The 23,432-nt window shown below is 59.2% G+C and carries 28 protein-coding genes and 1 pseudogene; 11 read left to right on the top strand and 18 right to left on the bottom strand.

Annotation, left to right across the window (positions count from 1 at the left end):
* Nucleotides 1-150: 150 nt before the first annotated feature.
* The 14 genes and pseudogenes from QQK16_RS10265 to QQK16_RS10200 all read right to left on the bottom strand — a co-directional run bounded on the left by QQK16_RS10265 (nt 151) and on the right by QQK16_RS10200 (nt 8,125).
* Nucleotides 151-1,080, bottom strand: coding sequence for a hypothetical protein (locus QQK16_RS10265; protein ID WP_284196367.1), 930 nt, complete (start codon nt 1,078-1,080; stop codon nt 151-153).
* Nucleotides 1,080-1,595 carry a hypothetical protein gene (locus QQK16_RS10260; RefSeq protein ID WP_284196366.1) on the bottom strand — a complete coding sequence of 172 codons (516 nt, stop codon included), beginning with the start codon at nt 1,593-1,595 and terminating at the stop codon, nt 1,080-1,082. The genes QQK16_RS10265 and QQK16_RS10260 overlap by 1 nt, the downstream gene beginning before the upstream one ends.
* Nucleotides 1,596-1,773: 178 nt before the next feature.
* The gene (locus tag QQK16_RS10255) at nt 1,774-2,226 is read right to left on the bottom strand and encodes a phage virion morphogenesis protein (RefSeq protein ID WP_284196365.1); all 453 of its coding nucleotides are present in this window, start codon (nt 2,224-2,226) and stop codon (nt 1,774-1,776) included.
* Nucleotides 2,226-2,681, bottom strand: coding sequence for a phage tail protein (locus QQK16_RS10250; RefSeq protein ID WP_284196364.1), 456 nt, complete (start codon nt 2,679-2,681; stop codon nt 2,226-2,228). The genes QQK16_RS10255 and QQK16_RS10250 overlap by 1 nt, the downstream gene beginning before the upstream one ends.
* Nucleotides 2,656-2,886 carry an Rz1-like lysis system protein LysC gene (gene lysC / locus QQK16_RS21310; RefSeq protein ID WP_368860132.1) on the bottom strand — a complete coding sequence of 77 codons (231 nt, stop codon included), beginning with the start codon at nt 2,884-2,886 and terminating at the stop codon, nt 2,656-2,658. Before lysC ends, QQK16_RS10250 begins: the two co-directional genes overlap by 26 nt.
* Nucleotides 2,816-3,214: pseudogene (gene lysB, locus QQK16_RS10240) on the bottom strand (Rz-like lysis system protein LysB); the annotation flags it as partial. The pseudogene lysB and the gene lysC, both read right to left, overlap by 71 nt.
* A complete protein-coding gene (locus tag QQK16_RS10235; RefSeq protein WP_284196362.1) occupies nt 3,211-4,029 on the bottom strand; it encodes an N-acetylmuramidase family protein in 819 nt (272 codons plus the stop codon). The pseudogene lysB and the gene QQK16_RS10235, both read right to left, overlap by 4 nt.
* Nucleotides 4,026-4,352 carry a phage holin family protein gene (locus QQK16_RS10230; RefSeq protein ID WP_284196361.1) on the bottom strand — a complete coding sequence of 109 codons (327 nt, stop codon included), beginning with the start codon at nt 4,350-4,352 and terminating at the stop codon, nt 4,026-4,028. The genes QQK16_RS10235 and QQK16_RS10230 overlap by 4 nt, the downstream gene beginning before the upstream one ends.
* Nucleotides 4,349-4,741, bottom strand: a complete 393-nt coding sequence (locus tag QQK16_RS10225) for a phage holin family protein (RefSeq protein WP_284196360.1) — start codon at nt 4,739-4,741, stop codon at nt 4,349-4,351. The genes QQK16_RS10230 and QQK16_RS10225 overlap by 4 nt, the downstream gene beginning before the upstream one ends.
* Before the next feature lie 2 nt (nt 4,742-4,743).
* Nucleotides 4,744-4,947: a tail protein X gene (locus tag QQK16_RS10220; RefSeq protein ID WP_284196359.1), complete on the bottom strand. Its 204-nt coding sequence runs from the start codon at nt 4,945-4,947 to the stop codon at nt 4,744-4,746.
* On the bottom strand, nt 4,947-5,429 hold the full coding sequence (locus tag QQK16_RS10215) for a head completion/stabilization protein (RefSeq protein WP_284196358.1): 483 nt from the start codon (nt 5,427-5,429) through the stop codon (nt 4,947-4,949). The genes QQK16_RS10220 and QQK16_RS10215 overlap by 1 nt, the downstream gene beginning before the upstream one ends.
* Before the next feature lie 102 nt (nt 5,430-5,531).
* Nucleotides 5,532-6,230 (bottom strand): phage terminase small subunit, encoded by a 699-nt coding sequence (gpM, locus tag QQK16_RS10210; RefSeq protein ID WP_284196357.1) that lies wholly within the window; start codon nt 6,228-6,230, stop codon nt 5,532-5,534.
* Nucleotides 6,230-7,255 (bottom strand): phage major capsid protein, P2 family, encoded by a 1,026-nt coding sequence (locus tag QQK16_RS10205; RefSeq protein WP_284196356.1) that lies wholly within the window; start codon nt 7,253-7,255, stop codon nt 6,230-6,232. Before QQK16_RS10205 ends, gpM begins: the two co-directional genes overlap by 1 nt.
* Nucleotides 7,256-7,297: 42 nt before the next feature.
* A complete protein-coding gene (locus QQK16_RS10200; RefSeq protein ID WP_284196355.1) occupies nt 7,298-8,125 on the bottom strand; it encodes a GPO family capsid scaffolding protein in 828 nt (275 codons plus the stop codon).
* Between the two features lie 144 nt (nt 8,126-8,269).
* Between QQK16_RS10200 and QQK16_RS10195 the strand changes: the two genes are divergently transcribed.
* Both QQK16_RS10195 and QQK16_RS10190 read left to right on the top strand, forming a co-directional pair.
* A complete protein-coding gene (locus QQK16_RS10195) occupies nt 8,270-10,033 on the top strand; it encodes a terminase ATPase subunit family protein (RefSeq protein ID WP_284196354.1) in 1,764 nt (587 codons plus the stop codon).
* Nucleotides 10,033-11,082, top strand: coding sequence for a phage portal protein (locus QQK16_RS10190; RefSeq protein ID WP_284196353.1), 1,050 nt, complete (start codon nt 10,033-10,035; stop codon nt 11,080-11,082). The genes QQK16_RS10195 and QQK16_RS10190 overlap by 1 nt, the downstream gene beginning before the upstream one ends.
* 70 nt (nt 11,083-11,152) lie before the next feature.
* Here QQK16_RS10190 and QQK16_RS10185 read toward each other — a convergent pair whose 3' ends face one another.
* Together QQK16_RS10185 and QQK16_RS10180 are read right to left on the bottom strand one after the other, a co-directional pair.
* The gene (locus QQK16_RS10185) at nt 11,153-11,473 is read right to left on the bottom strand and encodes a hypothetical protein (protein ID WP_284196352.1); all 321 of its coding nucleotides are present in this window, start codon (nt 11,471-11,473) and stop codon (nt 11,153-11,155) included.
* A 40-nt stretch (nt 11,474-11,513) separates the two neighbouring features.
* Nucleotides 11,514-12,191 (bottom strand): SOS response-associated peptidase, encoded by a 678-nt coding sequence (locus QQK16_RS10180; RefSeq protein WP_284196351.1) that lies wholly within the window; start codon nt 12,189-12,191, stop codon nt 11,514-11,516.
* Nucleotides 12,192-13,013: 822 nt separating this feature from the next.
* Between QQK16_RS10180 and QQK16_RS10175 the strand changes: the two genes are divergently transcribed.
* The 5 genes from QQK16_RS10175 (at nt 13,014) to QQK16_RS10155 (ending at nt 16,794) form a co-directional block, all read left to right on the top strand.
* Complete coding sequence (locus tag QQK16_RS10175) at nt 13,014-13,262, top strand: hypothetical protein (protein ID WP_284196350.1); 249 nt, start codon at nt 13,014-13,016, stop codon at nt 13,260-13,262.
* A gap of 362 nt (nt 13,263-13,624) precedes the next feature.
* Nucleotides 13,625-13,915 (top strand): hypothetical protein, encoded by a 291-nt coding sequence (locus QQK16_RS10170; protein WP_284196349.1) that lies wholly within the window; start codon nt 13,625-13,627, stop codon nt 13,913-13,915.
* A gap of 140 nt (nt 13,916-14,055) precedes the next feature.
* Nucleotides 14,056-14,394 (top strand): hypothetical protein, encoded by a 339-nt coding sequence (locus QQK16_RS10165; protein WP_284196348.1) that lies wholly within the window; start codon nt 14,056-14,058, stop codon nt 14,392-14,394.
* A 471-nt stretch (nt 14,395-14,865) separates the two neighbouring features.
* The gene (locus tag QQK16_RS10160) at nt 14,866-15,165 is read left to right on the top strand and encodes a hypothetical protein (RefSeq protein WP_284196347.1); all 300 of its coding nucleotides are present in this window, start codon (nt 14,866-14,868) and stop codon (nt 15,163-15,165) included.
* Between the two features lie 375 nt (nt 15,166-15,540).
* Nucleotides 15,541-16,794: a DEAD/DEAH box helicase gene (locus QQK16_RS10155; RefSeq protein ID WP_284196346.1), complete on the top strand. Its 1,254-nt coding sequence runs from the start codon at nt 15,541-15,543 to the stop codon at nt 16,792-16,794.
* Here QQK16_RS10155 and QQK16_RS10150 read toward each other — a convergent pair.
* Nucleotides 16,764-17,300 carry a DUF1993 domain-containing protein gene (locus QQK16_RS10150; RefSeq protein ID WP_284196345.1) on the bottom strand — a complete coding sequence of 179 codons (537 nt, stop codon included), beginning with the start codon at nt 17,298-17,300 and terminating at the stop codon, nt 16,764-16,766. The two genes, QQK16_RS10155 and QQK16_RS10150, sit on opposite strands and share 31 nt — an antisense overlap.
* A 219-nt stretch (nt 17,301-17,519) precedes the next feature.
* On the opposite strand from QQK16_RS10150, the gene QQK16_RS10145 reads away from it, so the two are divergent.
* Entirely contained in the window at nt 17,520-18,224 is a 705-nt protein-coding gene (locus QQK16_RS10145) for a glutathione S-transferase N-terminal domain-containing protein (RefSeq protein ID WP_284196344.1), read from the top strand.
* A 13-nt stretch (nt 18,225-18,237) separates the two neighbouring features.
* Here QQK16_RS10145 and QQK16_RS10140 read toward each other — a convergent pair whose 3' ends face one another.
* Nucleotides 18,238-19,296: a PA0069 family radical SAM protein gene (locus QQK16_RS10140; RefSeq protein WP_284196343.1), complete on the bottom strand. Its 1,059-nt coding sequence runs from the start codon at nt 19,294-19,296 to the stop codon at nt 18,238-18,240.
* A gap of 106 nt (nt 19,297-19,402) precedes the next feature.
* Here QQK16_RS10140 and QQK16_RS10135 point away from each other — a divergent pair, with 106 nt between their 5' ends.
* The 3 genes from QQK16_RS10135 (at nt 19,403) to QQK16_RS10125 (ending at nt 23,404) form a co-directional block, all read left to right on the top strand.
* Nucleotides 19,403-20,551 (top strand): glycerate kinase, encoded by a 1,149-nt coding sequence (locus tag QQK16_RS10135; protein WP_284196342.1) that lies wholly within the window; start codon nt 19,403-19,405, stop codon nt 20,549-20,551.
* A gap of 203 nt (nt 20,552-20,754) precedes the next feature.
* Nucleotides 20,755-21,237, top strand: a complete 483-nt coding sequence (locus tag QQK16_RS10130; RefSeq protein WP_284196341.1) for a (2Fe-2S)-binding protein — start codon at nt 20,755-20,757, stop codon at nt 21,235-21,237.
* A gap of 1 nt (nt 21,238) precedes the next feature.
* Nucleotides 21,239-23,404, top strand: coding sequence for a xanthine dehydrogenase family protein molybdopterin-binding subunit (locus QQK16_RS10125; RefSeq protein WP_284196340.1), 2,166 nt, complete (start codon nt 21,239-21,241; stop codon nt 23,402-23,404).
* Nucleotides 23,405-23,432 lie beyond the last annotated feature (28 nt).

Raw genomic sequence — 23,432 nt, 5'->3', positions numbered from 1 at the left:
GATGCCGCGCAGGTGTGGGGGCGTCATGCTGTGGTGGTTGTGCCAGTGGAGGGCACAGTCCTGCTTGATGTGTCCTAGTCGACAATGCAAACAGCCCCGCATAGCGGGGCTGATTGCATAACTAGTAGTTCGACAGACTGTACTGCTACCTTAGCTGGTGGGCACAAAGAAGCCTACATTCTTGGTGCGAACAGCCTCCACGATCTGTCGTCTTAGCACCTGCGTTTTGGCCCAATCTCGACCTGGTACTTGCACCGACAAGAGCGTCTTCTCAAGTGAGTCCTGACAAACGCCTGCCAAGGCACACTCACCCAAAGTCATGGGGTTGTTCGGGCCGCAGTCCCATCCAAGATCACACCTGGCCAATCTAAAGGCATCCTCTACACCGCTAGCCTCGGTTTCCTCATAAGTGTGCCATTTACCATTGAAGTAACCGTCCGGTAGATCGGAACTACCGGTACCTTTGCGCCAGGCAAGCATGTTGGAACTCAGAACAATGGGATCGGCGCTTTCTAATGCTTTGCTGACGAGCAATGCTTTATCTTGCCCCTTAGCCTTGTCCAGCGCATCCAGAAGGGCAAGCAAAGGGTCCTTCTTGCTGCCGTCGACAAATGCCTGTGACTTACGCAAAGCGTCATATTCCGAGCGAGTGATATCGCATCGTGACTTCAACAAGGCTGCAGCAAGACTGACAGCTGTTGCAGGAGCACCCGTATCATTGGTTCGCGGGAGGATTTGCGACTTTTGGATTACCAAGCATGTTGTGCTAATCGATTTGGCATAGGCAATACCACCTCGTTCCGGGTGCTGTGCTGCAGACAGAATGAACTGTCTGTAGCTCTGTGCATCTCGGAGACTCCCTGTCAGCGATTCACTTGAGGCCTTTGAGTCGAGAGGTTTGACGTTGCCGCCATCTACAGTACGTTGACTGAATAGACCACTTCCCGATGCTTCTGCTTGAGCAGCAGCAGTCGCCTGCACCTTCTCTGCAACTGGGGCGCTTTCAGGCTGATTCGGCAACGACACGAAGGCGAACGCTACGACGAACACAATCAGCAAAACGAGTGCAAATTTCTTCATTAGCCCTTTTTCCCACAACCTGGCTCAGCTTTTCCACTACCGACGACTATTGAGTCTTTGACTGGGGTCAGTAGTCCCGTGCTGAATGCATTCACCTTATATTTTTCGCGACCGCCGTCGGCAAAAATAATTGTAATCTCCTTCCCGTTGAGGTTACTGGCGGAAGAGCGCAGCGCGTGGAGAGTTGAGGTAAATGTATCATGTGCTGCTTGGTATCGTTCAAAGCTGCCGTCTGTCGAGACTGCTTGAGTTCCGTCAGGATGGCAGCGCGTATCCAGTGACGTAATCTCTACTGCAACCACATCGATGGGCTGCATCTGCGACTCCAGCCATTCGCCATACCTCAGCGCCTCTTCCCGGTCTACCGCATCGCGCAGATCATCGACAGAGGGGCCACCCGGGCGCTTGCCAATCACTACTATGGTTTCTGTCGCGTGAGCATATTGGAATGGCATGCAAAACGTCGCCATCACTGTACTCAGGACTACTTGTTTTACCTTGTTTTTCAAAGACATATTCTTCCTCGCTCTATTGGTTTCTAGTTCTTTAACTATCACGTACTCGCACTGGCAAACTCGTACCAATACGGTGCCGGATAACGGCTGGCGCGGATTCTATGGTTACCAAGCAGTGCATACCAGCGATACCCTTTAAGGGTTCTGTACCTGACCAGAAGTTGAGGCAGCTGCCTGTTTACATCCTGATCAAGCTGGCCAATACGAGCGCTTTGATGGACTCGATGTCTTCGTCTGTAACACCCAGCAGCGGGCGGGCGGTGTACTGGTGTTCGGGGCCGCCTGGCCTAACCCTATCGCGCAGGCCGTAGTGATGGACACGGGCAATGCGCCCGACTCGGCCACCAAAGCCGACCGTCGCGCCATCCGGGCCGGCTTCGGCTTTGAAGAACCGTGCAGTGCGCAACTTGCTGAATAGCCCTCGCCGGATGTGGCCCTGCTTGCGAAACTTGGGAGTGACCTTGCGAGGCTCGAAGGCTTCGCCGTCTGGTGTGACCTGGCCGGCGATGCGCTTGGCGTTGGCGGTACGCAGTTCCTGGGCGATCTGCCGAGCGAGCTGGCGGCGCTGGCTGCTTTCCAGGCTGGCCAACAGGCCATCACACCACGCGGTGAGTTCGGTCAGCTCGGCCATCAGGCGACCTTGTCGGTACGGATGAACAGCTCCCATGGACGCTTGTCGTGGTGGGCCAGTTTGGGTTCCTGGGCGTGGCGCACATCGAGGCCGCCTTTGGCTTCTTTCACGATGACGCGCTCGGTAAGCGCCAGTTTGATCGAGAGGTCGGCGGTTTCGTGGTTGAGTAGTTCGGCCTCGAACTGGAAGCCGTCTGACTGCTTGTCGTGATTCAACAGCAGGTCGAGCTGATGCTCGCGCAGCCACATGAGTATGGGCACAAACACGGTATCGGCGTGGGCAGCGAAGTCCAGCAGTACCACGTTGAGGGTGTAGTGATACTGGAAGGAGAGCGAGCCGGCGCCAGTGGTGCGCAGCTTGCCACTTTCGACAAACAGCAGCAGCTTGTCGGGGTTGGTGTTCAAGCCGGGCACCATGGCGCTCAGGTGGTCACGGAGTGACTGGGGTTTGTACATGGGGCATCTTGTGTTGGCAGGCTATGACCATATCCACCTTGGCGGCACAGACCGCCCAGGCGACTTCTGCGGCATCAAGGTCGCGTTTCAAGTCCCGGTTCGTCTGGGGGCTGGCTGGTGGTAGCAAACATCTGGTCGGTGTCGGACAGCCATTGACGATAAGCGGCGGCGGTATCGAAGGCGGGGCGCTGGCGCAGCCGGACAAGATCAGCAGGCAGGAGAGTATCGCCCCAGGTGCGTAGCGCTTGGTTTTCACGTTCTAGCCTTTCATAGCGTTGGACATTGCGGGTGGCGAGGTCGCCCAGGCTGGCCACCACCTGGTGGACCTCGGCCTGCAGGGCGTCGTGCCGTTGATTGATGGCTTGCAGGGTGTTGATCTGGTCGCCCTGCTGCTGGATGACGGCCTCGCGTTGGTCGGCCTTGGCGTTGGCTAGGGCCAGTTCGGCATTGCGGGTGGATACCTGGCTGTACCAGCCCAGCCCCACATTGCCGGCCAGCGACACGGCAAGGGCGACAATCAGGGCGCGAATCATGCGGGCACCGCTGCTTTCTCACCGGCGCTGAAACGATCAAAAGCACGCTCCAGCTTGATGTCATAGTGGTTTTCTTCGTAGGCCGGGCCGTTATAGCGGCGGGCGAATTCGGCCCACTTGCGGCCCTTGAGGGCTTTCAGCAGCGTGGGGTCGTTCTCGATGAAGCGCACAAAGGCTTCGAGCTGCTGGCCTTCGCTCTGCTGCATGCAGGCGAGGAATTCGGCGGCGCTTGCGTAGCCCAGCGCTTTCCAGTGGTAACCCATGATTTGGAACATGCCCCAGCTAGCCGACTCGATAGCGCAGGCGGGGTCTATCTGGGTGGCGGTCTGGAATCGGTGCCATTCGATGGTGCCACCGGCATAGCCCCCGCGCGCAGTGCTGACCACCTGCGGGTAGCGCTGGGCTGCGGCGGCAGCATCCTGGCCGGCTGCGGCCAACTGACGGTACATGACATGCCGCTCGAACAGCAGCACCGGGCGCCCGCTGGGCAGGAAGCCGGGGCCGGTGGTTTCGACCTGGTTCACGGCTTTGATGGCGGCCAGCGGTACGCCCAGGCGCTTGGCGGCGGCAATCAGGTCGGCTTCTTGCAGGTGTCGCGGGTCTTCACCGCCATTGCGTAGGGCGTGCAAGGTCTTGGCGCCGGCTTGGCCATCGACCACCAGCCCGTAGCTAGCCTGGGCCTTGCGCACGGCTTCGGCGGTGGTGTCGTCGTACAGGCCATCCACCACTACCTTGAAGCCTTGCTGGTTGAGCAGCTCTTGCAGTTCGACTACGTCCAGGCCGGTGGCGCCGGCTTTGAGAATGAGCGTTTTCATTGGGGCTTCCTTACAAAGTGGGCGATGGGGTGGTCTTTGTCGGTAATCAATCGCCAGCCTGGGCGGCGAAATAGATCCGACACGTTGCCGCGCACGGCAAACACGGCGGCGGCCAGTACGAGGTTGAGTGCGACGGTGGTGAGGTCTGCCGATACCGGTACACCCAGCAATACCCGCAGTGGCACCGATGCCGTGGCCACGATCAGCAGGTAGGCCAGCCAAGCGGCGCGGGGGCGGTGCTGGCTACCATGGCGGCGGTAGGCCAGCAGGCGCAGGGTGATGGCGGCACAGACGATGGCATTGAGGATGGCGAGCAGGTTCATTCCTGGCCGCCCTTCTTGCGCAGCTTGGCTACCAGCGCCATAGGGTTGTCAGCCTGGGCGATCAACCATTGCAGCAGCTTGACCGACACTGCGGCGGCGATGACGGCGCCTATGCTGGGGTTGATGGTGACGCGAGCCGGCAGCAGCCAGGACAGTACGCTGGTTACGGTGGGGGCGGCGGCCAGGCCGACGATGAAGGCCACGATGAAATAGCCGAGCTTGGCCAGGGCGGTGAAATCCCTGGCGCTCAGGACAAACACCACGGCACCAGCAAACGCGCCCATGACGGCGCCGGGGTCGATGCCGGGGAACAGGCTGATGACAATGGCGCCGGTCAGGCCGAGCGGGGCCAGACTCCCAGTGGTAGCGGCGGTAACAGGTTCGGCCATGTTTAATCCCATAGTTGAATGAGGTTTTGGGTGGGGGCTGCGACCAAGGGCGGCAGATAGACCGGGGTGCCGTGCGGCAGGATGGCGCCGAGTCGGGCAAGGTCGGGGTTGGCGTTGAGCACGGCTTCCACCATGGCGGTGGTCTGGCCGTAGTGGCGGTGGCAGATGGCGTCGATGGTGTCGCCTTCGTGGGCGATGACGCGCATCAGATCAGCTCTACCGTGGTACGGGATACGCTCAGGATGTCGCGTATCGCCCAGCGCGCATCGCGGCGCAGATCGTCGATGGTGGGTTCCATGCTGTCTGCTTTTTCGTGGCCGGACTTGGTCTGGTCGGTGCTGCGGTAGCGTTCGGATAGCGATGCGCCGGCCAGGCCATAGACCGCCGTGCGGTAGCGGTGGACATGGATGCTTTCACCATCAATGTGGGTGGCGGGTATGTCGCCCAGGGTGGCAAAGCCAAGCGACTTTTGCGCATCTGCCCAGGTGGCTAGGTCGCTGATAACGGTGGCTTTGGCCTCTATGATGGCGTTGCGCAATCGTTCGTCGGTGACCGTGCCATCCATACGCACGGCCTGCCGCGCCTTGGCCAAGCTGATGCTTGGGAAAAAGCCGGTGGCTGCGATCAGGTCGCTACCAGTGCCGGGTGTTGCTGGTGTTGCGGGGACTGCGATGAAGGTATTCGACATGGCGCGGCCTTGGTGTAAGTAGAGGGGGCGGTGGTCGGGGTTTTGAGTTGTGACATGCACACTCGCCACCCCGAGCCGCCCTGCGCGGGGGAACGCCCGGTGCTAGCCGGTGCCGGAGGAGGATTCCTCCGGCTTGGCCGCGTTCTTCAGCTCTCGTTCGAGCCGTTCGATGTCTTTCTTGACGCCGCAGGCGTCATGCAGGCCCAGGGCACGCTTGAGTGAGACCAGTGCTTGTTGCTTGCGAACTAGCGCCATGCCGGCCAGCCCTTCGCCGGCCTCTTTGAGCTGGGCCATGCCGATGGCCTTGGCCAACTTGGCTCGCACCTGGTCGGGCATGTCATAGCTGTTCAGCAAGGCGTCGGCTTCAAGCAGGATGGCCAGAGGCACCGGTTCGCCGGCCTTGGCCTGTTCGGCGATTTCCTCGGCGATCAGGCACGGCAGGTTGCGTTCAAACTGGTCGGTCAGCACGAGGTTGTGCCGTAGCGCATAGGCGGCAATATCCAGGGCGCCGCGCCAGTCTCCAGTGTCGATGCGCCAGACCATGATGGTCATGAGCACCGTATCCTGGGCGCCATTGCCTTTAAGCGCGCCTTCGATCCACGGCACGTATTCCGGCAGCAGCTTGCGCTTGACCTCGATCTTGCCGCGCTGGCTCTCGATCTGTTTGAGCCTGGCGCGATCCTGGGCGAGCTTGAGCAGCATCAGCTCGTATTCGCTGGCGTTGGCTGGCGCGGGGTTGTTCTCTGACGCCACCAGCATGGCGGCCACGCGCATGGCGTGGGCTTGTGCGGGGCTGACCATTACGCCACCAGCTCGATGTTTTCGGCAAAGGCTCCCGCGCCGAAGTCTTCGACCACATAGGCATCATTGCTCGATTCGTAGTTCTCGATCCGGTCGCGCTTGGGGTTGTCTACAACATGGCGGCGCCGGCTACCTTCCTGGTAGTAGATGCTCAAGTTTTCGTAGGTGGTCACCAGCAGCGCATTAGGTGGGAAGTACGGCACGCGGACGGCGGGCAGGTTGCCGATGCGCTTTTGCGAAATGATCAGGTCAGCCGCTTGTTGCTCGGTGGGTGCCTGGTTGCTGTTGACCAAGGGGAAATACTTATCATGCAGCAGGGCGCGACCGCAGATGACGATCAGGTCGGGATTCTCTTGGTGCCATGGGTCGATCAGGCTGCCCACCAAGTCGAACACTAGGGCATCCAGGTTCTTGTAGCCCTGTTCCTTGGAGATTGCGGCGCCAATCTTGATCTTGCCAGAGCCTACAGCGACCTCCTTCATGACACGCGCCCCGGCGCGGTGCTCGCGGTAGTGTTGCAGCCAGCCCTTGTTGACATCCTGCAGCAAGGGGTTGGTTGCGCGATTGGAGTTCGCAGCAACGCTGACACCGTTGAACCCGATGGTGATGCGATCCAGTGCCTGGCGCTTGATGATGGCGTCGCGCAGTCTCGCTTGGAAGTCGGGAAACTTGGCCCACATATCGAGCTTGCCGTAGCCGAGGTGAGTATCCGAGTTGTTCTTTTCGCAGCGGTAGCGCTGACCATCCAGGCCGCTGAGATCGCTGGTCTGACGGTCTTTGGCGGTGGTATCGGTATTGCTGGCGATGGGGCCGCTGATACTGAGGCCGAGTTTCTCGGATTCCAGCTCGGCGACGGGAACCACGTTGATGCTGCTCAAGAAGCTGCTGGACTCCTGCATCTTGGTCTCCAGCGTCTGCTGGATGGTGGGATCGACGTTGAATTTAACGGTTGCGTCGGATACACCGTTCAAGGTGGCAATCTGGTGCAGGTACGCGGCGTAGAGCTTGCGTGTGGTGTTTTGCATGCGGGTAGGGCTCCGGGTATGGGGTGGCGGTGAAGAGGTGGCTTAGCAGTCGGTGACGATTTGGCCACCGCCACCCGCAGCGACAGGACGGGGCGGCGTCTGTAGGGTGAAATTGAGTTTGGTGGTCAGGGCGCTCAGCGTGGTTACGGTCTCGGCCAGTTGCTGGTTGGTGGCGTTTACGGTGGCCTTGAGTTCGTCCACGGTCTGGCGCACATCGCCTATCTCGCCAAAGCGGGTTTCCACGGTCTTGAGGTGCTCGGCTACCGCGTCCAGCGCCTTGCTGGTGTCGGCTTCGCCCTGGCTCAGTTTTTCCGTGCTTTTGAACAGGCCGGTGAGCTTCTCGATCACGCTCTTGATGGCGTCGCCTGGCTCCGATTGCAGCTCCAGTTGGAAGGCTTCGGCGGCGGTAAAGTGGGTATTGGCGTGCAGCTTGCGGACTGCCAAGGGGCTTTGGTCGCCCTGGCCAGCGGCAAACTTGAGCATTTCCGTGCCCAGGCTGGCGGGGCTGTCAGTGACAGCAAGGCCGACCAGATAGGCTTCGCTGCTGTCGGAGAAGTCGGGATCGATCTCGCAGGAGGTGTAGAGCTTCTGCCGGGCCTTGTTCAGCGCGATCAGCTCGGGGGTGGGGTCGATCTGGGCCAGCAAGGTGCGCTTGCCGTCTATGGTCTCGGCTTTCAGCGCCAGCACATCGCCATACATCTTGAACGGGCCATCGGGCAGCAGGCCACGGAAGTGTTCCAGATTGACGCGGGCGCCGTATTTCTTCGGGTCGTAGTTGGCGGCGGCCTGGTCGATCCACTTGGCTTCGATGACGCGGCGGTCGGTGGTGGTGCCTTCCTGGGCGATACGGAAGAACGCGGTTTTCGGCATGTGTGAGGCTCGCTTGGGGGTGAGTGGCTTGATGTGGCCATCTTCCCGTTCAGCTCTCGCCCCATCAACGCAAGGTGGTTGTGCCAGCCAGCCCCACATTCCCCACTTCGTGGCATCGCGTGCATGCGTCGGCAGCATGTCGGCATGCCCAACAACACCGTTTTCGACACACCGGAAATAGACCCCCGGCGCTTCGCCCGCTCGCTCTACTGGCAGGGTTGGCGCGTGGGCAAGATCGCCGACCACCTTGGGGTAAAGGCCGCCACCGTCCATAGCTGGAAGCGCCGCGACGAATGGGACAAGAGCGACCCGATAGACCGGGTGGAAGCCACACTCGAAGCCCGCATGCAGCAGCTGATTGCGAAGGATTCCAAGAGCGGCGCGGACTACAAGGAAATCGACCTACTAGGCCGGCAGCTGGAGCGCACGGCACGCGTCCGTAAGTACGCCAATGGCGGGAACGAAACGGATCTGAATCCCAAGGTGGCTAACCGCAATAAGGGGCCACGCAAGCCACCCGACAAGAACGCCATCAGCGATGACCAGCAGGCCGCGCTGATCGAGCTGTTCATGGGGTCGATGTTTGAGTACCAGCGCAAATGGCACGAGGCCGGCAAGACCCAGCGCATACGCAATCTGCTGAAAAGCCGGCAGATTGGTGCAACCTACTACTTTGCCTTCGAGGCTTTGATTGATGCCCTGACTACTGGCCGTAATCAGATTTTCCTTAGCGCGAGCAAGGCTCAGGCGCACCAGTTCAAGGCCTACATACTGGGGTTTGCCAAGGAGGTCGGCGTCGAGCTGCGCGGCGATCCTATCGTGCTGCCCAATGGCGCCCAGCTGATCTTCCTGGGTACCAACTCCCGCACGGCGCAGAGTTACCACGGCAATCTGTACGTGGATGAATACTTCTGGATTCCCAAGTTCCAAGAGCTGCGCAAGGTGGCCGGCGCCATGGCCAGCCATGCCAAGTGGCGCCTGACGTATTTCTCTACCCCTTCTGCCATTAGCCATAGCGCTTACCCATTCTGGTCGGGGAAGCTATTCAACAAGGGGCGGCCCAAGAGCGAGCATATAGACCTTGATATCAGCCATGCCGCGCTTGCACCTGGGCGGCGTGGGCCTGATGGCCAGTGGCGGCAGATTGTCACAGTCAAGGATGCCGAGGCAGGTGGTTGCAACCTGTTCAACTTGGATCAGCTGCAGCTTGAAAACTCCGCCGAGGAGTTCGCCCAGCTGTTTATGTGCGAATTCATCGACGATGGCGCGTCGGTGTTCCCCCTGGCCATGCTGCAACGCTGCATGGTGGATTCCTGGGTGGAGTGGACGGACTACAAGCCCTACACCCTGCGCCCGTTTGGCCACCGCGAGGTGTGGATAGGCTACGACCCGGCCCACACCGGGGATAGCGCTGGCCTGGTGGTCTTGGCGCCGCCCTTGGTGGCTGGCGGCAAGTTCCGGGTGCTGGAACGCCACCAGTTCAAAGGCCTCGATTTCGCGGGCCAGGCCGCCAAGATCAAGATGCTGACCGAAATGTACAACGTGACCCATATCGGCATCGACACCACGGGCGTGGGTCAGGGTGTCTATCAGCTGGTGCGCAATTTCTTTCCCCAAGTCGTCGCCTTCAATTACTCGGTGGACGTCAAAACCCGCCTGGTGCTCAAGGCGCTGGACGTAATCAGCAATGGCCGTTTGGAGTTTGACGCCGGCTGCACGGATCTCGCCGCTGCATTTCTGGCGATACGCAAAACCGTTACCGCAAGTGGCCGGCAAGCCACCTTTGAAGCAAGCCGCTCCGAAGAAGTGAGCCACGCCGACTTGGCCTGGGCGTTGATGCACGCCCTGGCAAACGAACCGCTGGAAGGTATGACCAGCGCAAACAGTAGTTTTATGGAGATGTGTTGATGCGAAACAAGCGCAAGTTCAAGCCGGCCAGCCCGGTGCAGCAGCCCCAGGCCGAGGCGCTTGCTAGCCAGGCCGGGGTGGATGCGTTCACCTTTGGCGAGCCAGTGCCGGTGCTCGACCGGCGTGAGCTGCTCGACTTGCTGGAGTGCCCCACGGTGGGGAACAAGTGGTACGAGCCACCCATCAGCCTTGATGGCCTTGCCCGCACCTATCGGGCGGCAGTCCACCATTCCAGCGCGATGCAGGTAAAGCGCAACCTGTTGGTCAGCTGCTACAAGCCGCACCCGGCCTTGAGCCGGTCTGACTTCGCTCGCTTTGCCTTGGAGTTCCTCACCTTTGGCAATGCCTATGTGGAGCGATGCGAGGCCTTTACTGGTCGCACGATGCAGCTCAAGCCATCGCTGTCCAAATACACCCGGCGCGGGGTGGACATGGATACCTATTGGTTTGTATCGGGAAACGGGCAGGAGCATCAGTTCAAGCCTGGCTCGGTGTTCCATCTGTTGGAGCCTGACATCAACCAAGAGATTTACGGCCTGCCGGATTACCTCAGTGCGAACAACAGCACCTGGTTGAACGAGTCGGCTACGCTTTTCAGGCGCAAGTACTATCTGAATGGCTCGCATGCCGGGGTGATTCTGTATCTAACCGACCCGGCTCAGAAAGAGAGCGATATCGACACATTGCGCACAGCCCTCAAGCAAAGCAAAGGGCCGGGCAACTTCCGTAACCTGATGGTCTACGCGCCAGGGGGCAAGAAAGACGGCCTGCAAGTCATTCCGCTGTCTGAGGTGGCGGCCAAAGATGAATTCATCGGCATCAAGAACGTGACGCGCGATGACCAGCTCGCATCGCACCGGGTGCCGCCGAACCTGATGGGCATCATCCCAAACAATACAGGTGGGTTTGGCGATGTAGAGAAGGCGGCGTCTGTGTTTGCGCGCAACGAGCTGGCTTACCTGCAGCTGCGCTTCCAGGAATTGAATGATTGGATGGGGGAAGAGATCATCACCTTCACCCCGTACACGCTGGAGACTGCCGAGAGCTGACCGGTACCGCCTCGCCAGAATGGGCGAGGTTGCAGTTGTAAGGCCGCCTGCAATGGGCGGCCTTGTCGTATCAGGGCACCACCTCGGTAATCCATTCCTGCACCACCCCACGCGCCTCCTGGCCCGTGCCTACGGACTCAAACCCGGCGAAGCGCATGCGGCCACTTCCAAGTGTGATAAGCCGTGGCTCATACAACGCCATGGCCAGGCCGTTCTTGCCGGCCACTACCTGATTGGGCTGCGTTTCATAGAATGTCAGCAGCTCAACGCGCCGTTCGCCATACGTGGTGGAGCTGAGCGACATCGTGCCGGGCTTGGTGGGGTTGTTACGCCAGGCGCTCTCTGCCAATTTGCGCCCTTGGTTTCGCAGGGTGTAGACGATGACTTTCATGCGCAAAGTGTAGCGCACGGAGAACGAACGTTCACCGCCATTAATCGGCTGGAAAAAGCTCGGGTTCGCCGATGGTGGCCAGCGTCTTGGGGGAATCAATGGGCGTCAGCAGCAAGTCTTGCCGTAGCCGTGACTCCAGCAGATCGGCCAGGGCTTCGGTGTTACGCATGTCCGGGTCAAGCCACATATCAAACGCGGCAGGCTCCAGCATCAGCGGCAAGGACTTGTCATGCACATGCAGAAACTTGGGGTGTGGTGGCAGCGTGATGATGGAGAAGGCAGGTACGACCACATCGCCATACTTCCACAGCTCATACAGCGCACCGAAAGCGATAGCCCGGCCTGGCTGGGTGATGTTGTACGGTTGCTTGCCCGCCCATTCGTGGAAGGCGCTGGCCGGCACTATGGCCCGCTTGGATGGGTACAGCCGGCGCCATAGGCTGCTACTACCCAGCCGATCAGATCGGGCGTTGAAGGTCTTGAACTTGGGGTTGGGTCGAAAGGCGCCGCTGCCATCGGGCTTGGGTTCAACCAGCATCGACCACATGCCGGTGTAGAGCTGGCGCTCCCCGCCCTTCTGCGCAATGAATTGACCCAGCGCGCCGGGGCTGATGTTGAGCCGTGGCTCGGGGTAGAGGTGGATGCCCAGGAGCCTGCAGAGTTCCTGAACCTCGGGGCTATCGGTGACGTTGTAGCGGCCGCACATGGTGAACAGCATAGCAGGCACCGGACCAGCCTGCCGCGCTGGGTTTTGCTCACTTTTTAAGTGGTCATCACCTGGCGCGCGCGCTCGTAGCCCCGCCACGCCCGCCCGCTTCATAGGGCGCTTTCCATGCACCTGCATAATGCCCCTGGGAGGCCCATAAACAGGCGCTGTCGGGCGATCTTTTGGCGGGCTGAAATTTATGCGTTTTTATGCGCCATGGGCATGCAAGCGCGCGGGCTGAGTGTAGTGTCGAGCTGATGGGGGATGGCTGGGAAAAGGGCGCTAGTCAAGGCCGAAACCGACCAGAAATTGTTCCGCAACCGCAAATCACTTGGCTTAACCACGCGGTTTGTGATAACTATGGCACATCGGGTTGCGGAAACTCGTTGGACGTATCGTGTTGATTTCATGTGGTGCCCCGCCGGACTCAAAATCCCCCGCCGCGAGGCGTGTCGGTTCGAGTCCGACCCCGGGCACCAGAATACAGTCCGAGTCGTTCCAAGGACTTCCAGAAAACCCGTATCGTTGATAGCGATGCGGGTTTTTTGTTGTTTAGATTCGTCCTGAAACGTACTCCTGCGGCTGGCTTTTTTGTGGTCAAGTCCCAATACTGTTCGGTTAGATTGTTCGCACGATCATCGCTATCTACGACGATAGCCGCTGGATTGCACTGTAGCCATGGTTGAGCCCAAGTTGATTCATCCACGGTAGCAAACGCTGGGATCAATCTAACCTAACAGTATTGGTTCAGGTCTTGTGTTTTTTATTTTATAAAATCTTGGGGTGTTAATGGTAAGTTCTGAGCCTGCAGTTCTTAATTGGTGAGATTGGATCGTGATTGATAAAAAGACGGGTGATAGAGTAATTGTTCATGTTCACGAGGCATACGGGCCATACATCCGTATTTCCACCTACGACGATGCTGGGGCGCTGGAAGATATCTTGGATGACCAGTATTACGTTCTTTACTGGAAAACTACGCCTAAAGAATTTGAGGCAGAAGGTGGGAGTGAGTATTACTTCGGTGGCGCTGCGGACCCTGTTAAATTGCAGGCAATATTGGATGAAATTGCTTTCAATTAGATACGGCAAAGGGACAGTCTGGTCGTCAAGAGGTTGTCACCGCAGTTGAAAACGCCCTTGGATACAGGAGTAAGTATGAAACTGAATTTATCGAGTTGTCGGTTTCACTAAAAGTGGGTCGCTAATAAAGAGTCGGATTATTTATTTTGCATTTTCTAAGCAGTTTTGAAATGCAAATAACAAGGCTTGGTCCTGTGGTTTTGGTATGTTTCCATGAGAGTGTGATGAAACTGGCTTCGGCGTATATGCGAAAAGATGTGGTTTACTTTCATTCGTCTTCCAAAACTACAGAAGGGGTATGAATATTATCTTCTCCTTGTGTCGCTGTGGATGTGGTGAATGTAAGGGATATGGAGGTCGCGATGGTTGCAGCATTAAACGCCTCTCGTGAGGGAGTTCCTCACCCAAATTCATGGGGAGAAGTATTTGAACCTGTGCTAATGCTGGCCGTTGTAAAATCTTGGCGTGCCTTTTGTGAGTCAGCAAGGCTTGTCAATTTGGAATTGGATGGAGATAGGCTCAGACTTATTCCATCAAAAAACACAGTCGGCAAAGAAGGCTTTGTTCCATTGGAAGGTTTGACTATCAGGGGTAGTCTGTCGGTTGGCGGTCTTGATAAGCAACTATTACGAGCTTTTTCTTTTTCGGTTTGATGGTCTGCTGGGCTTTGTTTTACACGCAAAAGGGGCAAATCTTGTATCTTACATATTCTAAATAGTCCTAGAATGCAAATAATAGGACCATCCCTTGTGGTTTTCCAGTACCCGGCGTCAATTTGACGCCGCAGTAGTTCATGAATGCATGCAACGGTATGATTTGCGTGAGGTGGTGTGAAGTGGCCATGTTAAATTATTCATTTGATTTGCCGTCGGATTTTATGGGGTATGAATGGGAGGTGACGGCAAAGGGCTGTTTTTCAGGGGCGCGGATTACTGTCGGCGGAAAGCAATATCGTTTGAATTTCTACGACGCTGCGCGCCTCGGTCAGGAGATCGAAAGCGAGCTTGAGAGCGGCAATGTGTTCTTTGAACCGAATCTGGTGATCGTTCGATCCGTGACAAAGGAAGAGATGGAGCGGGCCGTAGAAGACCTAGTAAGGTTCGGCTTGGTGGTGTCACTGGCGCCGGAGTAGGCGATCGTGCCTGTCAGCGAACGAAATGCTTGCAACGGAGTAGTGTCCAGATGCGCCTTGCGCGCCCACCTTGTTGCGTCGCCCGCTCGTCCGCAACACGTAAAGGTAGCTGACCTTACCCCACCCAGGTCTACCCTAAATTAGTTAGCATGAATGGCAAAGGAGCCCCTCATGAGGAAGTCACGATTCACCGAAGTCCAGAGCATCGCTATCATGAAGGAAGCCGAAGCTGCCGGAAAGACTGTTCAGGAGATTTTGGATCGACTGGTGGAGCAGCTTCACCAAGGGAATATGAATCCGGGTACAGGATCAAAATCAATAGAATGTGGTTTTTTGAGGCGCAATCGAAAAATGGAGCGCGCATATACTACTGTTCTACGGGGTAGGGAATAGATATTGTTGGCAAATCGTGCAAAGATAATCAAAAGTTGGTGATTGACCTAATTCGTAAAATTTTTAGAAACTGAATCCATGAATTTTCAGATTGGTACACCGTCGGGCAGCGAAATCGCTGCTGCGACCGATGACAATATCGACGTCTTGGTTGACCTTGAGGACGGTAGGAGATATGCGGCAACATTTTTTACCGTCGACAATCTTCGGACGATTATGAAGAGACATCGCGATTCTGGGGAATGTGCTGAGGGTACGTATATTTGGGCAGTGGATATGATCGTGGTTGAATCGATAAGCGTGGACGTTATTCGACGAACAGTCGCTGATTTGATTGCAACCGGCGAGATCGAGTCTTGTTGTTGTCGTATTCGGTAGGGGGTATGGGCTTTGTTGCACAACTTCGCACTTGCCCAACCTCATCGGTAAGCTCCGGCCACGACCAAACCTGCTACTGCCCAGTACAAGGCCACGCAATGGGTGGATAGGCTTTGGTATTGCCCGCATGCTTTGATTTAACGTCCTCACCTGCATGCCTGGCAAACCTGCCTGGCGCCGCTGTTGCGTATAGACTGCGCCGCCGGTGCCGTCCTCTTTTTTCATGTGCCATGGCTGCCGCCTGCACAATCGATCCGAATCGGCCAGATTGGGGCATCAGCTTGCCGGGACTTCTTCCGCTTTGGCCTGCCAAGATTAGGCCTGATTGCTGGCTTGGGCACGTATAATCATTCCCTTTTATAAGTGCGGGATGCCATGTCTTTTGCCGATCTGGGCCTGACTGAACCGCTGCTGCTCAAGCTGGCGGCCTGTCAGTATGCTGAGCCTACACCCATACAGCAGCAGGCGATTCCGGCCATTCTGCAAGGGCGTGATGTGTTGGGGCTGGCGCCGACGGGGTCGGGCAAGACGGCGGCTTACTGCCTGCCCTTGCTGCAGCAGCTTTCTGCCTTGCCCGAGAGCAAGGTACGGCGTTTGCAGGTGTTGGTGCTGGTGCCGACGCGCGAACTGGCCATACAGGTGGATGAAACGCTGGGCCAACTGAGCCAGGGCACTCGGCTTAAGCGGGTACTTGCCTACGGTGGCGTATCAATCAACCCGCAGATGATGGATTTGCGGGGCGGTGCCGATGTGGTGATCGCCACACCAGGGCGCCTGTTGGATTTGCTGGGGCAGAATGCGCTGAGCCTGGGTAGCTTGAGCACCCTGGTGCTGGATGAGGCAGACCGTCTGCTGGATATGGATTTTGCCGATGAGCTTGGCCGGTTGCTGGCCTTGATGCCCACGCAGCGGCAGAACCTGTTTTTCTCGGCGACTTTTCCCGCTGCTGTGATGGCGCTGGCCGACCGCTTGCTGCGGAACCCGGTACGCATCGTGCTGACGACGGAACCCGCCAATGCGCCAGCCATCAGCCAGCGCGCCATACAGGTGGACGATAACCGCCGCACGGCTTTGCTGCGCCATTTGCTGCAGCAGGCGCAATGGACTCAGGTACTGGTTTTTGCCGCATCCCAGCATGCTACCGAACGATTGGCCGATAAGTTGGGCCGCGCGGGTATTGCCGCTGCTGCGCTGCACGGCCAGCTTAGCCAGGGTAGGCGAGGGCAGGTGCTGCAGGATTTCAAGGCGGGCCTGCTGCAGGTGCTGGTAGCGACCGATATTGCTGCGCGCGGCATTGATATCGTCCAGTTGCCGGTGGTGGTGAACTACGATCTGCCGCGTTCAGCGGTGGATTACGCCCACCGCATAGGCCGCACGGGGCGCGCGGGGGCGGATGGCCTGGCGGTGAGCTTTATCAGCGCTGATACCGAGGCGCACTTCCGCCTGATAGAAAAACGCCAAGGGCTGCGGGTTGGGCGCGAAGTGGTGGCGGGGTACGAGCCAATACAACAGGCCTCGGCGGTGGTGGATGTCAGCGGCAATGGCGGCATCAAGGGCAAGCGCAAGAGCAAGAAAGACAAGCTGCGCGAGGCTGCAGCCTATGCCACAAAAGAAAAACCGGGGGCATAGGCATGGTGGCCGTCGAAATCCTGCTTGCTGAGCGGCACTCCTTGATGGCGCAGGATGGCGTAAACCATGCCGAGGTGGAAGAAGAAATTGGGCAGGGTGTAGTGCAGCAGATAGTCGTGCCGGTTGAACTGGCGCTCGGCCTGGCCTGCCTGGGTGGTGATGGGCAGTTCGGGGGCATGCGCCATCTGTTCGCGGGTCAGGCACTGCAGTAAGCCCTGCGTCTGGCCCAGGCAAGCCTGCAGCCCTGCAAAGCTGCTGCCGGCATCCGGCAGGCTGGGAATGGCCAGACCCGCCAAGGGGTAACAGGCGCGCAGGCTGAAGCCAGCGGTGATGCCAACCTGCTGCGCCAGATTGAACATATCGGGAGCCAGATGCGCGTTCAGCAGCTTCTCGGCTGCATCCCCACCATCTTGGGCATGCAGGGTGGCTTTCGCCAGCATGTGCGCCAGTTGTTGCAGATAGTGGCTGAACACGGGCACCGAAGCGTCGTAGAGGTTGGTTTGCATGATGACCGAGTCGCTTGTGGGGCGGCAAATCTAGCTGATTCCGGCGGATTTGGGGGGCTGGCATCACGAACAAGCTCCCGCGTAGCGCTTGGGCAAGCGAGCGGTGCTGCGGGGTGATGCTTGAAAGCGGAGGCGGTCGCCCTGATGTAGAGCACTGCTGCTGCATCTACTTCCACTCATCAACCGGTGTGCAGGCTGGGCCTGCCCCGAAGGATAGACATGATTGACCTCTCGGCTTTCCCCATCACCCAGAAGTGGCCCGCAACCCATCCCGACCGGCTGCAGCTGTATTCCTTGCCCACACCTAATGGTGTGAAAGTCTCGATCATGCTGGAAGAGACGGGCTTGCCTTACGAGGCTCACCTGGTCAGCTTCGAGACCAACGATCAGATGTCGCCGGCGTTTTTGTCCTTGAACCCGAATAACAAGATACCGGCGATATTGGATCCCCAAGGTCCTGGCGAACGGCCCCTGGCCCTGTTTGAGTCGGGCGCCATCCTGCTGTACCTGGCGGAGAAGACGGGGAAGTTCCTGTCGGCTGATCCTGCCGAGCGTTACGAGACGATACAGTGGCTGATGTTCCAGATGGGGGGAATAGGCCCGATGTTTGGCCAACTGGGCTTCTTCCACAAATTTGCTGGCAAGGATTATGAAGACAAGCGTCCGCGTGATCGCTATGTGGCGGAATCCAAGCGTCTGTTGGCGGTGTTGAACCAGCGCCTGGCGGACAGGGAATGGATCATGGGTGAGCGCTACACCATCGCCGATATCGCGGTGTTTCCCTGGGTGCGCAACCTGATAGGCTTTTATGGCGCGGGCGAGCTGGTAGGGGTTAGCGAATTCCCCCATGTGTTGCGGGCACTGGATGCTTTTGTGGCAAGGCCAGCTGTTGCCACTGGCCTGGGGATACCGGCCAGGAGCTGATGCAGCCGCTCGGTCAGCTGAATAGATCGAGCTGGCCATCGGGCCGGGGTGGGCGGAACAGGCTGGTATCCAGCCCCACGGTGGGCTGGTCCAGCCCCAGGCGCTGGCGTGCCAGTTTGAAGCGCTGCGACAGCATATCCGCAAACACCCCTACGCCGCGCATACGCTTGCCAAAGCGGGCATCGTTGTAGCGGCCGCCGCGACTTTGCCGCAGCACACTCAATACATGATCACGCTTCAAGGGGTAGTGCTGGGCCAGCCAGTCATCAAACAGCTGGGCCAATTCCAGCGGCAGGCGCAGCAGGACATAGCCAGCGCGGCTGGCACCTGCTGCCTGGCAGGTTTGTAATATCTGTTCCATCTCATGATCATTCAGTGCCGGAATCATCGGCGCGGCCAGCACCCCTACCGGTATCCCGGCCTGCGCCAGCCTGGCAATGGTCTCAATCCGGCGCAGCGGCTGGCTGGCACGGGGCTCCAGCTTGCGTGCCAGTTCCCTATCCAGCGTGGTAACGCTGATCATGACTTGCACCAGGCCGTCTCCGGCCAGATCGGCCAGCAGGTCGATATCCCGCTCTATTAGGGCATTCTTGGTCAGCAGCATGGTGGGGTGGCGTGTTTCGGCCAGGACTTCGAGTACCGCCCGGGTCAGCCCCAGCTCCCGTTCTGCAGGTTGATAGCAATCGGTGTTGCTGCCTATGCAGATGCTGCTGGGCTGGTAGCCGGGCTTGGCCAGCTCGGCCCTGAGCAGCGCGGCTGCATTGGGCTTGGCGATAATTCTGGTTTCGAAATCCAACCCCGGCGAATAGCCCCAATAAGCATGGCTGGGGCGGGCATAACAGTAGATGCAGCCATGCTCACAACCCTGATAGGGATTGATCGATTGCTGAAAGCGCACATCCGGCGAGCTGTTGCGACTGATGATGGACTTGGCTTCATGCAGCGTAATCACCGTACGTGGCTTGCCATCCGCCTCCCGTAGCCAGCCATCGTCCACCGCCTCGCGGGCATGGGCCGCGTAGCGGTTGTCGGGATTGCGGGCTGTGCCACGGCCGTGTAGAGGCTGGTCCATGGCCGCCATGATAGCACCGTGGAGAACGTTCGTTCTCCATTGGCCATGCAAAACGATAAACGGCCGGGCACTTTCCTGCCGCTCGTCAGGTCGGCACACTATGTCCATGCAGACCTCATTCATACCGCGCATCGTGATTGCGCCTGATTCCTTCAAGGGAACCTTGTCCGCTGCACAGGCTGCCCATGCCATGGCAACAGGCCTGAGCCGCATATGGCCGGAGGCCGACCTGCATCTGCACCCCATGGCCGATGGCGGCGAGGGCACGCTGGAGGCGGTAGCCGCAGCCATGCCGGCGCAATGGCAGCACGCGGTAATGCCTGATCTGGAGGGCAGGCTCAAACCTGCGCGGTGGTTGCGCTTGCCTGATGGTTCGGCGGTGATCGAATCGGCTGAGCTGGTGGGGATAACGCTGGTGGGCAGCAGCCAGGTTGCAGACCGTAGCACCCTGGGGCTGGGCCAGTTGCTGCTGGCAGTGCTCGACGCGGGCTGTGCACGTGTGTTGCTGGGCCTAGGGGGGACAGGCACCAATGATGGCGGCGTAGGGCTGCTGGCAGCCTTGGGGGCACGTTTTCTGGATGGCCGGGGTTTGCTGCTGCCACCCACATTGGCGAGCCTTGCCGATCTGGCGGTGGTGGATTTGTCGGGCCTGGACAGCAGGCTGGCGCAGACCCGGCTGGTAGCCCTGGCTGATGTTGCCAGCCCCCTATGCGGCGCAACTGGGGCCACTGCGGTGTTTGGCCCGCAGAAAGGTGTGCGCAGCGAAGAGCTGGATCGCTTCGACCGGCGCTTGCAACGCTTGGGCGAGTTGGGCGATGCCGTGCGCGGCCAGGATTTACGCGATCAGCCTGGGAGTGGTGCGGCGGGTGGGCTGGGCTGGGCGCTGCGCCTTTTAGGGGCGACGCTGGAGCCTGGCGCCGAGGCAATAGCCGATCTGCAGAAGCTGGATGCCAGCCTGGCTGGCGCTGATTGGCTGCTGACGGGAGAGGGGCGGTCGGATGCGCAGACGCCCTTGGGCAAGGTGCCGTGGCGGGTAGCGGGTCGTGCGGCTCGCCTTGCGGTACCGGCCAGCCTGCTGTCGGGCGATATCGACAGCGCTGCGCTACCTGCTTTGCAGCAGCGTTTTGATCACTGCCTGGCGTTGGTGGGCGGTGCGGTAGACCGGGAAACTGCGCAACGGGATGCGGCTAGTTTGCTGACCGATGCTGCTGAAGCCATGGCCAGACAGCATTGCGAGCTGTTAGCCAAGCGTTGATGCGGGGGCCTCCTGGAACCGCGCGGTCGTTGCATGGCGCCGTTGCAGTTGTTACGCAGGCCTTGTCTTGCTTGGAAATCGAAACGCCTGGAAATGCCACCCGGTGAGATGGATGCCATTGTGTGTTGCACCGTGCTGTTTTCTGGCTGCGTGCTTTCTATACTGCTGAAGTTCTTCCCATCGCCTGCCCGGAGGCTCTACCCATGTTGAAACTCAGTATCAACGGCAAGACCCATGAGGTCGACGCCGATGCAGACACGCCCCTGTTATGGGTGTTGCGAGACGAGCTTGGCTACACCGGTACCAAGTATGGTTGCGGTATGGCTTTGTGCGGTGCCTGCACGGTACTGCTGAACGGGCAGCCTACCCGATCCTGCAGCTTGCCGGTATCGGCGGTCGGCAAGGGCAAGGTCACCACCATAGAGGGTATCAGCGGTGCGCCAGCGCGTGCCGTACAGGCTGCCTGGCAAAAACTGGATGTGGTGCAGTGCGGCTATTGCCAGTCTGGCCAGATCGTGGCGGCGACTGCTTTGCTGGCGCAAAAGCCCAAGCCGACGAATGCCGATATCGATGCCGCCATGTCGGGCAATGTCTGCCGTTGCGCCACTTATCACCGCATCCGGGCTGCCATCCATGAGGCTTCGGCCATCATGGCTGGCAAGGCTTCAGACAAGCTGGAGGCCTGATATGGACAAGACTGTGGAGATATCGCGCCGTGGCTTGCTCAAGGCGGGTGCACTGGGTGGCATGCTGGTGGTCGGTTTTCAGTGGTCGGGAAAGTCCCGTGCCGCTGCCATGCCGGCCAGCTTGGCGCCGAATGCCTTTGTCCGTATCGCCAGCGACAACAGTGTCACCATCATCGCCAAGCATCTGGAGATGGGGCAGGGCAGCTATACCGGCTTGGCGACCATACTGGCTGAAGAACTGGATGCTGACTGGCGCCAGGTTATGGTGGAGGCAGCGCCGGCCGATGCCAAGCGTTACAACAATCTGATGTGGGGGCCAACCCAAGGCACCGGTGGCAGCAGTGCCATGGCCAATTCCTGGAAGCAATTGCGCCAGGCAGGGGCAACGGCCCGCGCCATGCTGGTAGCCGCAGCGGCCCAACAGTGGCAGGTGCCTGCGGCGGAGATTGCCGTGGCACAAGGCAAGCTAAGCCATGCCAGCGGCAAGCAAGCCAGTTTTGGCGATCTGGCGGCGCTGGCCGCCACCATGGAGGTGCCCAAGGAACCCAAGCTGAAAGACCCCAAGGATTTCAAGCTGATCGGCAAGCAGAAGTTGCCGCGCAAGGACAGCAAGGACAAGATTACTGGACGCGCCCAGTTTACCCAGGATGTAAAACTGCCAGGCATGCTGACAGCTGTGGTGGCGCACCCGCCGCGCTTCGGCGCCAAGCTGAAGTCCTTTGATGCCACGACGGCCAAGCAGGTCAAGGGCGTGGTGGAGGTGGTCGCCATACCCAGCGGTGTGGCCGTGTTGGCACACGGTTTTTGGGCGGCCAAGAAGGGGCGCGATGCGCTCAAGCTGGAGTGGGATGAGACAGCGGCTGTGCCCCAAGGCACGCCAGAACTGGTGGCCCAGTACCGGGCACTGCTGGATCAGCCAGGTGCTGTGGCCAGCAAGACGGGCGATGTGGTGGAGGCCTTCAAGGGGGCCGCCAAAGTGCTCAAGGCCGACTACTACTTTCCTTATCTCGCCCATGCCGCCATGGAACCGCTCAATTGCGTGATGCGGCAGGACAAAGATGGGGTGGAAGTCTGGAACGGCGAGCAGATGCAGACGGTAGACCAGGCCATGATCGCCAGTGTGTTTGGCATCAAGCCAGAGCAGGTCAGCATCAACATGCTGTACGCGGGGGGCAGTTTTGGTCGCCGGGCCAATCCGGCTTCCGACTACCCTATGGAATGCGCCCATATCGTCAAGGCCACCGCTGGCCGCCACCCGGTCAAGCTGGTATGGACGCGCGAGGACGACATGCGAGGCGGTTACTACCGGCCGCTTTATCTGCACCGGGTGGAAGTGGCACTGGATGCTGGCGGCCAATTGCTGGGCTGGCGCCAGCGGGTGGTAGGCCAGAGCATCATGACGGGCACGCCGTTCGAGGCATTTGGTGTGAAGGATGGAGTGGATGCGACCTCGGTCGAGGGGGCATCGGACCTGCCTTATGCTGTCGCCAATCTGCAGGTAGACCTGCATTCACCGCGACTGGGCGTGCCGGTGCTGTGGTGGCGTTCGGTAGGGCACACCCACACGGGCTATGCCGTCGAAACGATGATAGATGAAGCGGCCAAGGCCGCTGGACGTGACCCGGTGGCGTATCGTTTGGCCTTGCTGGATAAGCATCCCCGCCACGCTGGTGTATTGAAGCTGGTGGCCGAGAAGGCTGGCTGGAATCAGCCGCTCAAAGCGGGCAAGAAGGGCGAAAAACGGGGCAGGGGGGTGGCAGTGGTGGAGTCTTTCGGCACCTTCGTGGCTGAAGTGGCAGAAGTCACTGTACGGCCGGATGGTAGCTACAAGGTAGACCGGGTAGTTTGCGCCGTCGATTGTGGTATTGCCATCAACCCGGATGTGATACGGGCGCAGATGGAGGGTGGCATAGGCTTTGGCCTGTCTGCCGCCATGCACAGCGCGATTACGCTCAAGTCCGGTGCAGTAGAGCAATCGAACTTCCATGATTACCCCGTGCTGCGCATAGGCGACATGCCCAGGATAGAGGTGCATATCCTGCCCAGCGATGCGGCTCCGCGTGGGGTGGGTGAACCCGGCGTGCCGCCGATTGCACCCGCCGTGGCCAATGCCATTGCCGCCGCCACCGGCAAGCGCCTGTACGACCTGCCATTCAAGCTGAGCTGAATGTGAAGGGCAAGCTCCCGGTCGAGGA

Source organism: Chitinimonas prasina (assembly GCF_030160395.1).
Classification (GTDB): Bacteria; Pseudomonadota; Gammaproteobacteria; order Burkholderiales; family Chitinimonadaceae; genus Chitinimonas; species Chitinimonas prasina.
The sequence above is the reverse complement of the archived record's forward strand: the minus strand, read 5'-3'. Positions and strand labels throughout refer to the sequence as shown.

Bases quoted from the DNA above. Each gene is read 5' to 3' on its own strand.
- QQK16_RS10265 (WP_284196367.1), bottom strand. From the start codon at position 1,080: ATGAAGAAATTTGCACTCGTTTTGCTGATTGTGTTCGTCGTAGCGTTC.
- QQK16_RS10260 (WP_284196366.1), bottom strand. From the start codon at position 1,595: ATGTCTTTGAAAAACAAGGTAAAACAAGTAGTCCTGAGTACAGTGATG.
- QQK16_RS10255 (WP_284196365.1), bottom strand. From the start codon at position 2,226: ATGGCCGAGCTGACCGAACTCACCGCGTGGTGTGATGGCCTGTTGGCC.
- QQK16_RS10250 (WP_284196364.1), bottom strand. From the start codon at position 2,681: ATGTACAAACCCCAGTCACTCCGTGACCACCTGAGCGCCATGGTGCCC.
- QQK16_RS10235 (WP_284196362.1), bottom strand. From the start codon at position 4,029: ATGAAAACGCTCATTCTCAAAGCCGGCGCCACCGGCCTGGACGTAGTC.
- QQK16_RS10230 (WP_284196361.1), bottom strand. From the start codon at position 4,352: ATGAACCTGCTCGCCATCCTCAATGCCATCGTCTGTGCCGCCATCACC.
- QQK16_RS10225 (WP_284196360.1), bottom strand. From the start codon at position 4,741: ATGGCCGAACCTGTTACCGCCGCTACCACTGGGAGTCTGGCCCCGCTC.
- QQK16_RS10220 (WP_284196359.1), bottom strand. From the start codon at position 4,947: ATGCGCGTCATCGCCCACGAAGGCGACACCATCGACGCCATCTGCCAC.
- QQK16_RS10215 (WP_284196358.1), bottom strand. From the start codon at position 5,429: ATGTCGAATACCTTCATCGCAGTCCCCGCAACACCAGCAACACCCGGC.
- gpM (WP_284196357.1), bottom strand. From the start codon at position 6,230: ATGGTCAGCCCCGCACAAGCCCACGCCATGCGCGTGGCCGCCATGCTG.
- QQK16_RS10205 (WP_284196356.1), bottom strand. From the start codon at position 7,255: ATGCAAAACACCACACGCAAGCTCTACGCCGCGTACCTGCACCAGATT.
- QQK16_RS10200 (WP_284196355.1), bottom strand. From the start codon at position 8,125: ATGCCGAAAACCGCGTTCTTCCGTATCGCCCAGGAAGGCACCACCACC.
- QQK16_RS10195 (WP_284196354.1), top strand. From the start codon at position 8,270: ATGCCCAACAACACCGTTTTCGACACACCGGAAATAGACCCCCGGCGC.
- QQK16_RS10190 (WP_284196353.1), top strand. From the start codon at position 10,033: ATGCGAAACAAGCGCAAGTTCAAGCCGGCCAGCCCGGTGCAGCAGCCC.
- QQK16_RS10185 (WP_284196352.1), bottom strand. From the start codon at position 11,473: ATGAAAGTCATCGTCTACACCCTGCGAAACCAAGGGCGCAAATTGGCA.
- QQK16_RS10180 (WP_284196351.1), bottom strand. From the start codon at position 12,191: ATGCTGTTCACCATGTGCGGCCGCTACAACGTCACCGATAGCCCCGAG.
- QQK16_RS10170 (WP_284196349.1), top strand. From the start codon at position 13,625: ATGGTTGCAGCATTAAACGCCTCTCGTGAGGGAGTTCCTCACCCAAAT.
- QQK16_RS10165 (WP_284196348.1), top strand. From the start codon at position 14,056: ATGAATGCATGCAACGGTATGATTTGCGTGAGGTGGTGTGAAGTGGCC.
- QQK16_RS10160 (WP_284196347.1), top strand. From the start codon at position 14,866: ATGAATTTTCAGATTGGTACACCGTCGGGCAGCGAAATCGCTGCTGCG.
- QQK16_RS10155 (WP_284196346.1), top strand. From the start codon at position 15,541: ATGTCTTTTGCCGATCTGGGCCTGACTGAACCGCTGCTGCTCAAGCTG.
- QQK16_RS10150 (WP_284196345.1), bottom strand. From the start codon at position 17,300: ATGCAAACCAACCTCTACGACGCTTCGGTGCCCGTGTTCAGCCACTAT.
- QQK16_RS10145 (WP_284196344.1), top strand. From the start codon at position 17,520: ATGATTGACCTCTCGGCTTTCCCCATCACCCAGAAGTGGCCCGCAACC.
- QQK16_RS10140 (WP_284196343.1), bottom strand. From the start codon at position 19,296: ATGGACCAGCCTCTACACGGCCGTGGCACAGCCCGCAATCCCGACAAC.
- QQK16_RS10135 (WP_284196342.1), top strand. From the start codon at position 19,403: ATGCAGACCTCATTCATACCGCGCATCGTGATTGCGCCTGATTCCTTC.
- QQK16_RS10130 (WP_284196341.1), top strand. From the start codon at position 20,755: ATGTTGAAACTCAGTATCAACGGCAAGACCCATGAGGTCGACGCCGAT.
- QQK16_RS10125 (WP_284196340.1), top strand. From the start codon at position 21,239: ATGGACAAGACTGTGGAGATATCGCGCCGTGGCTTGCTCAAGGCGGGT.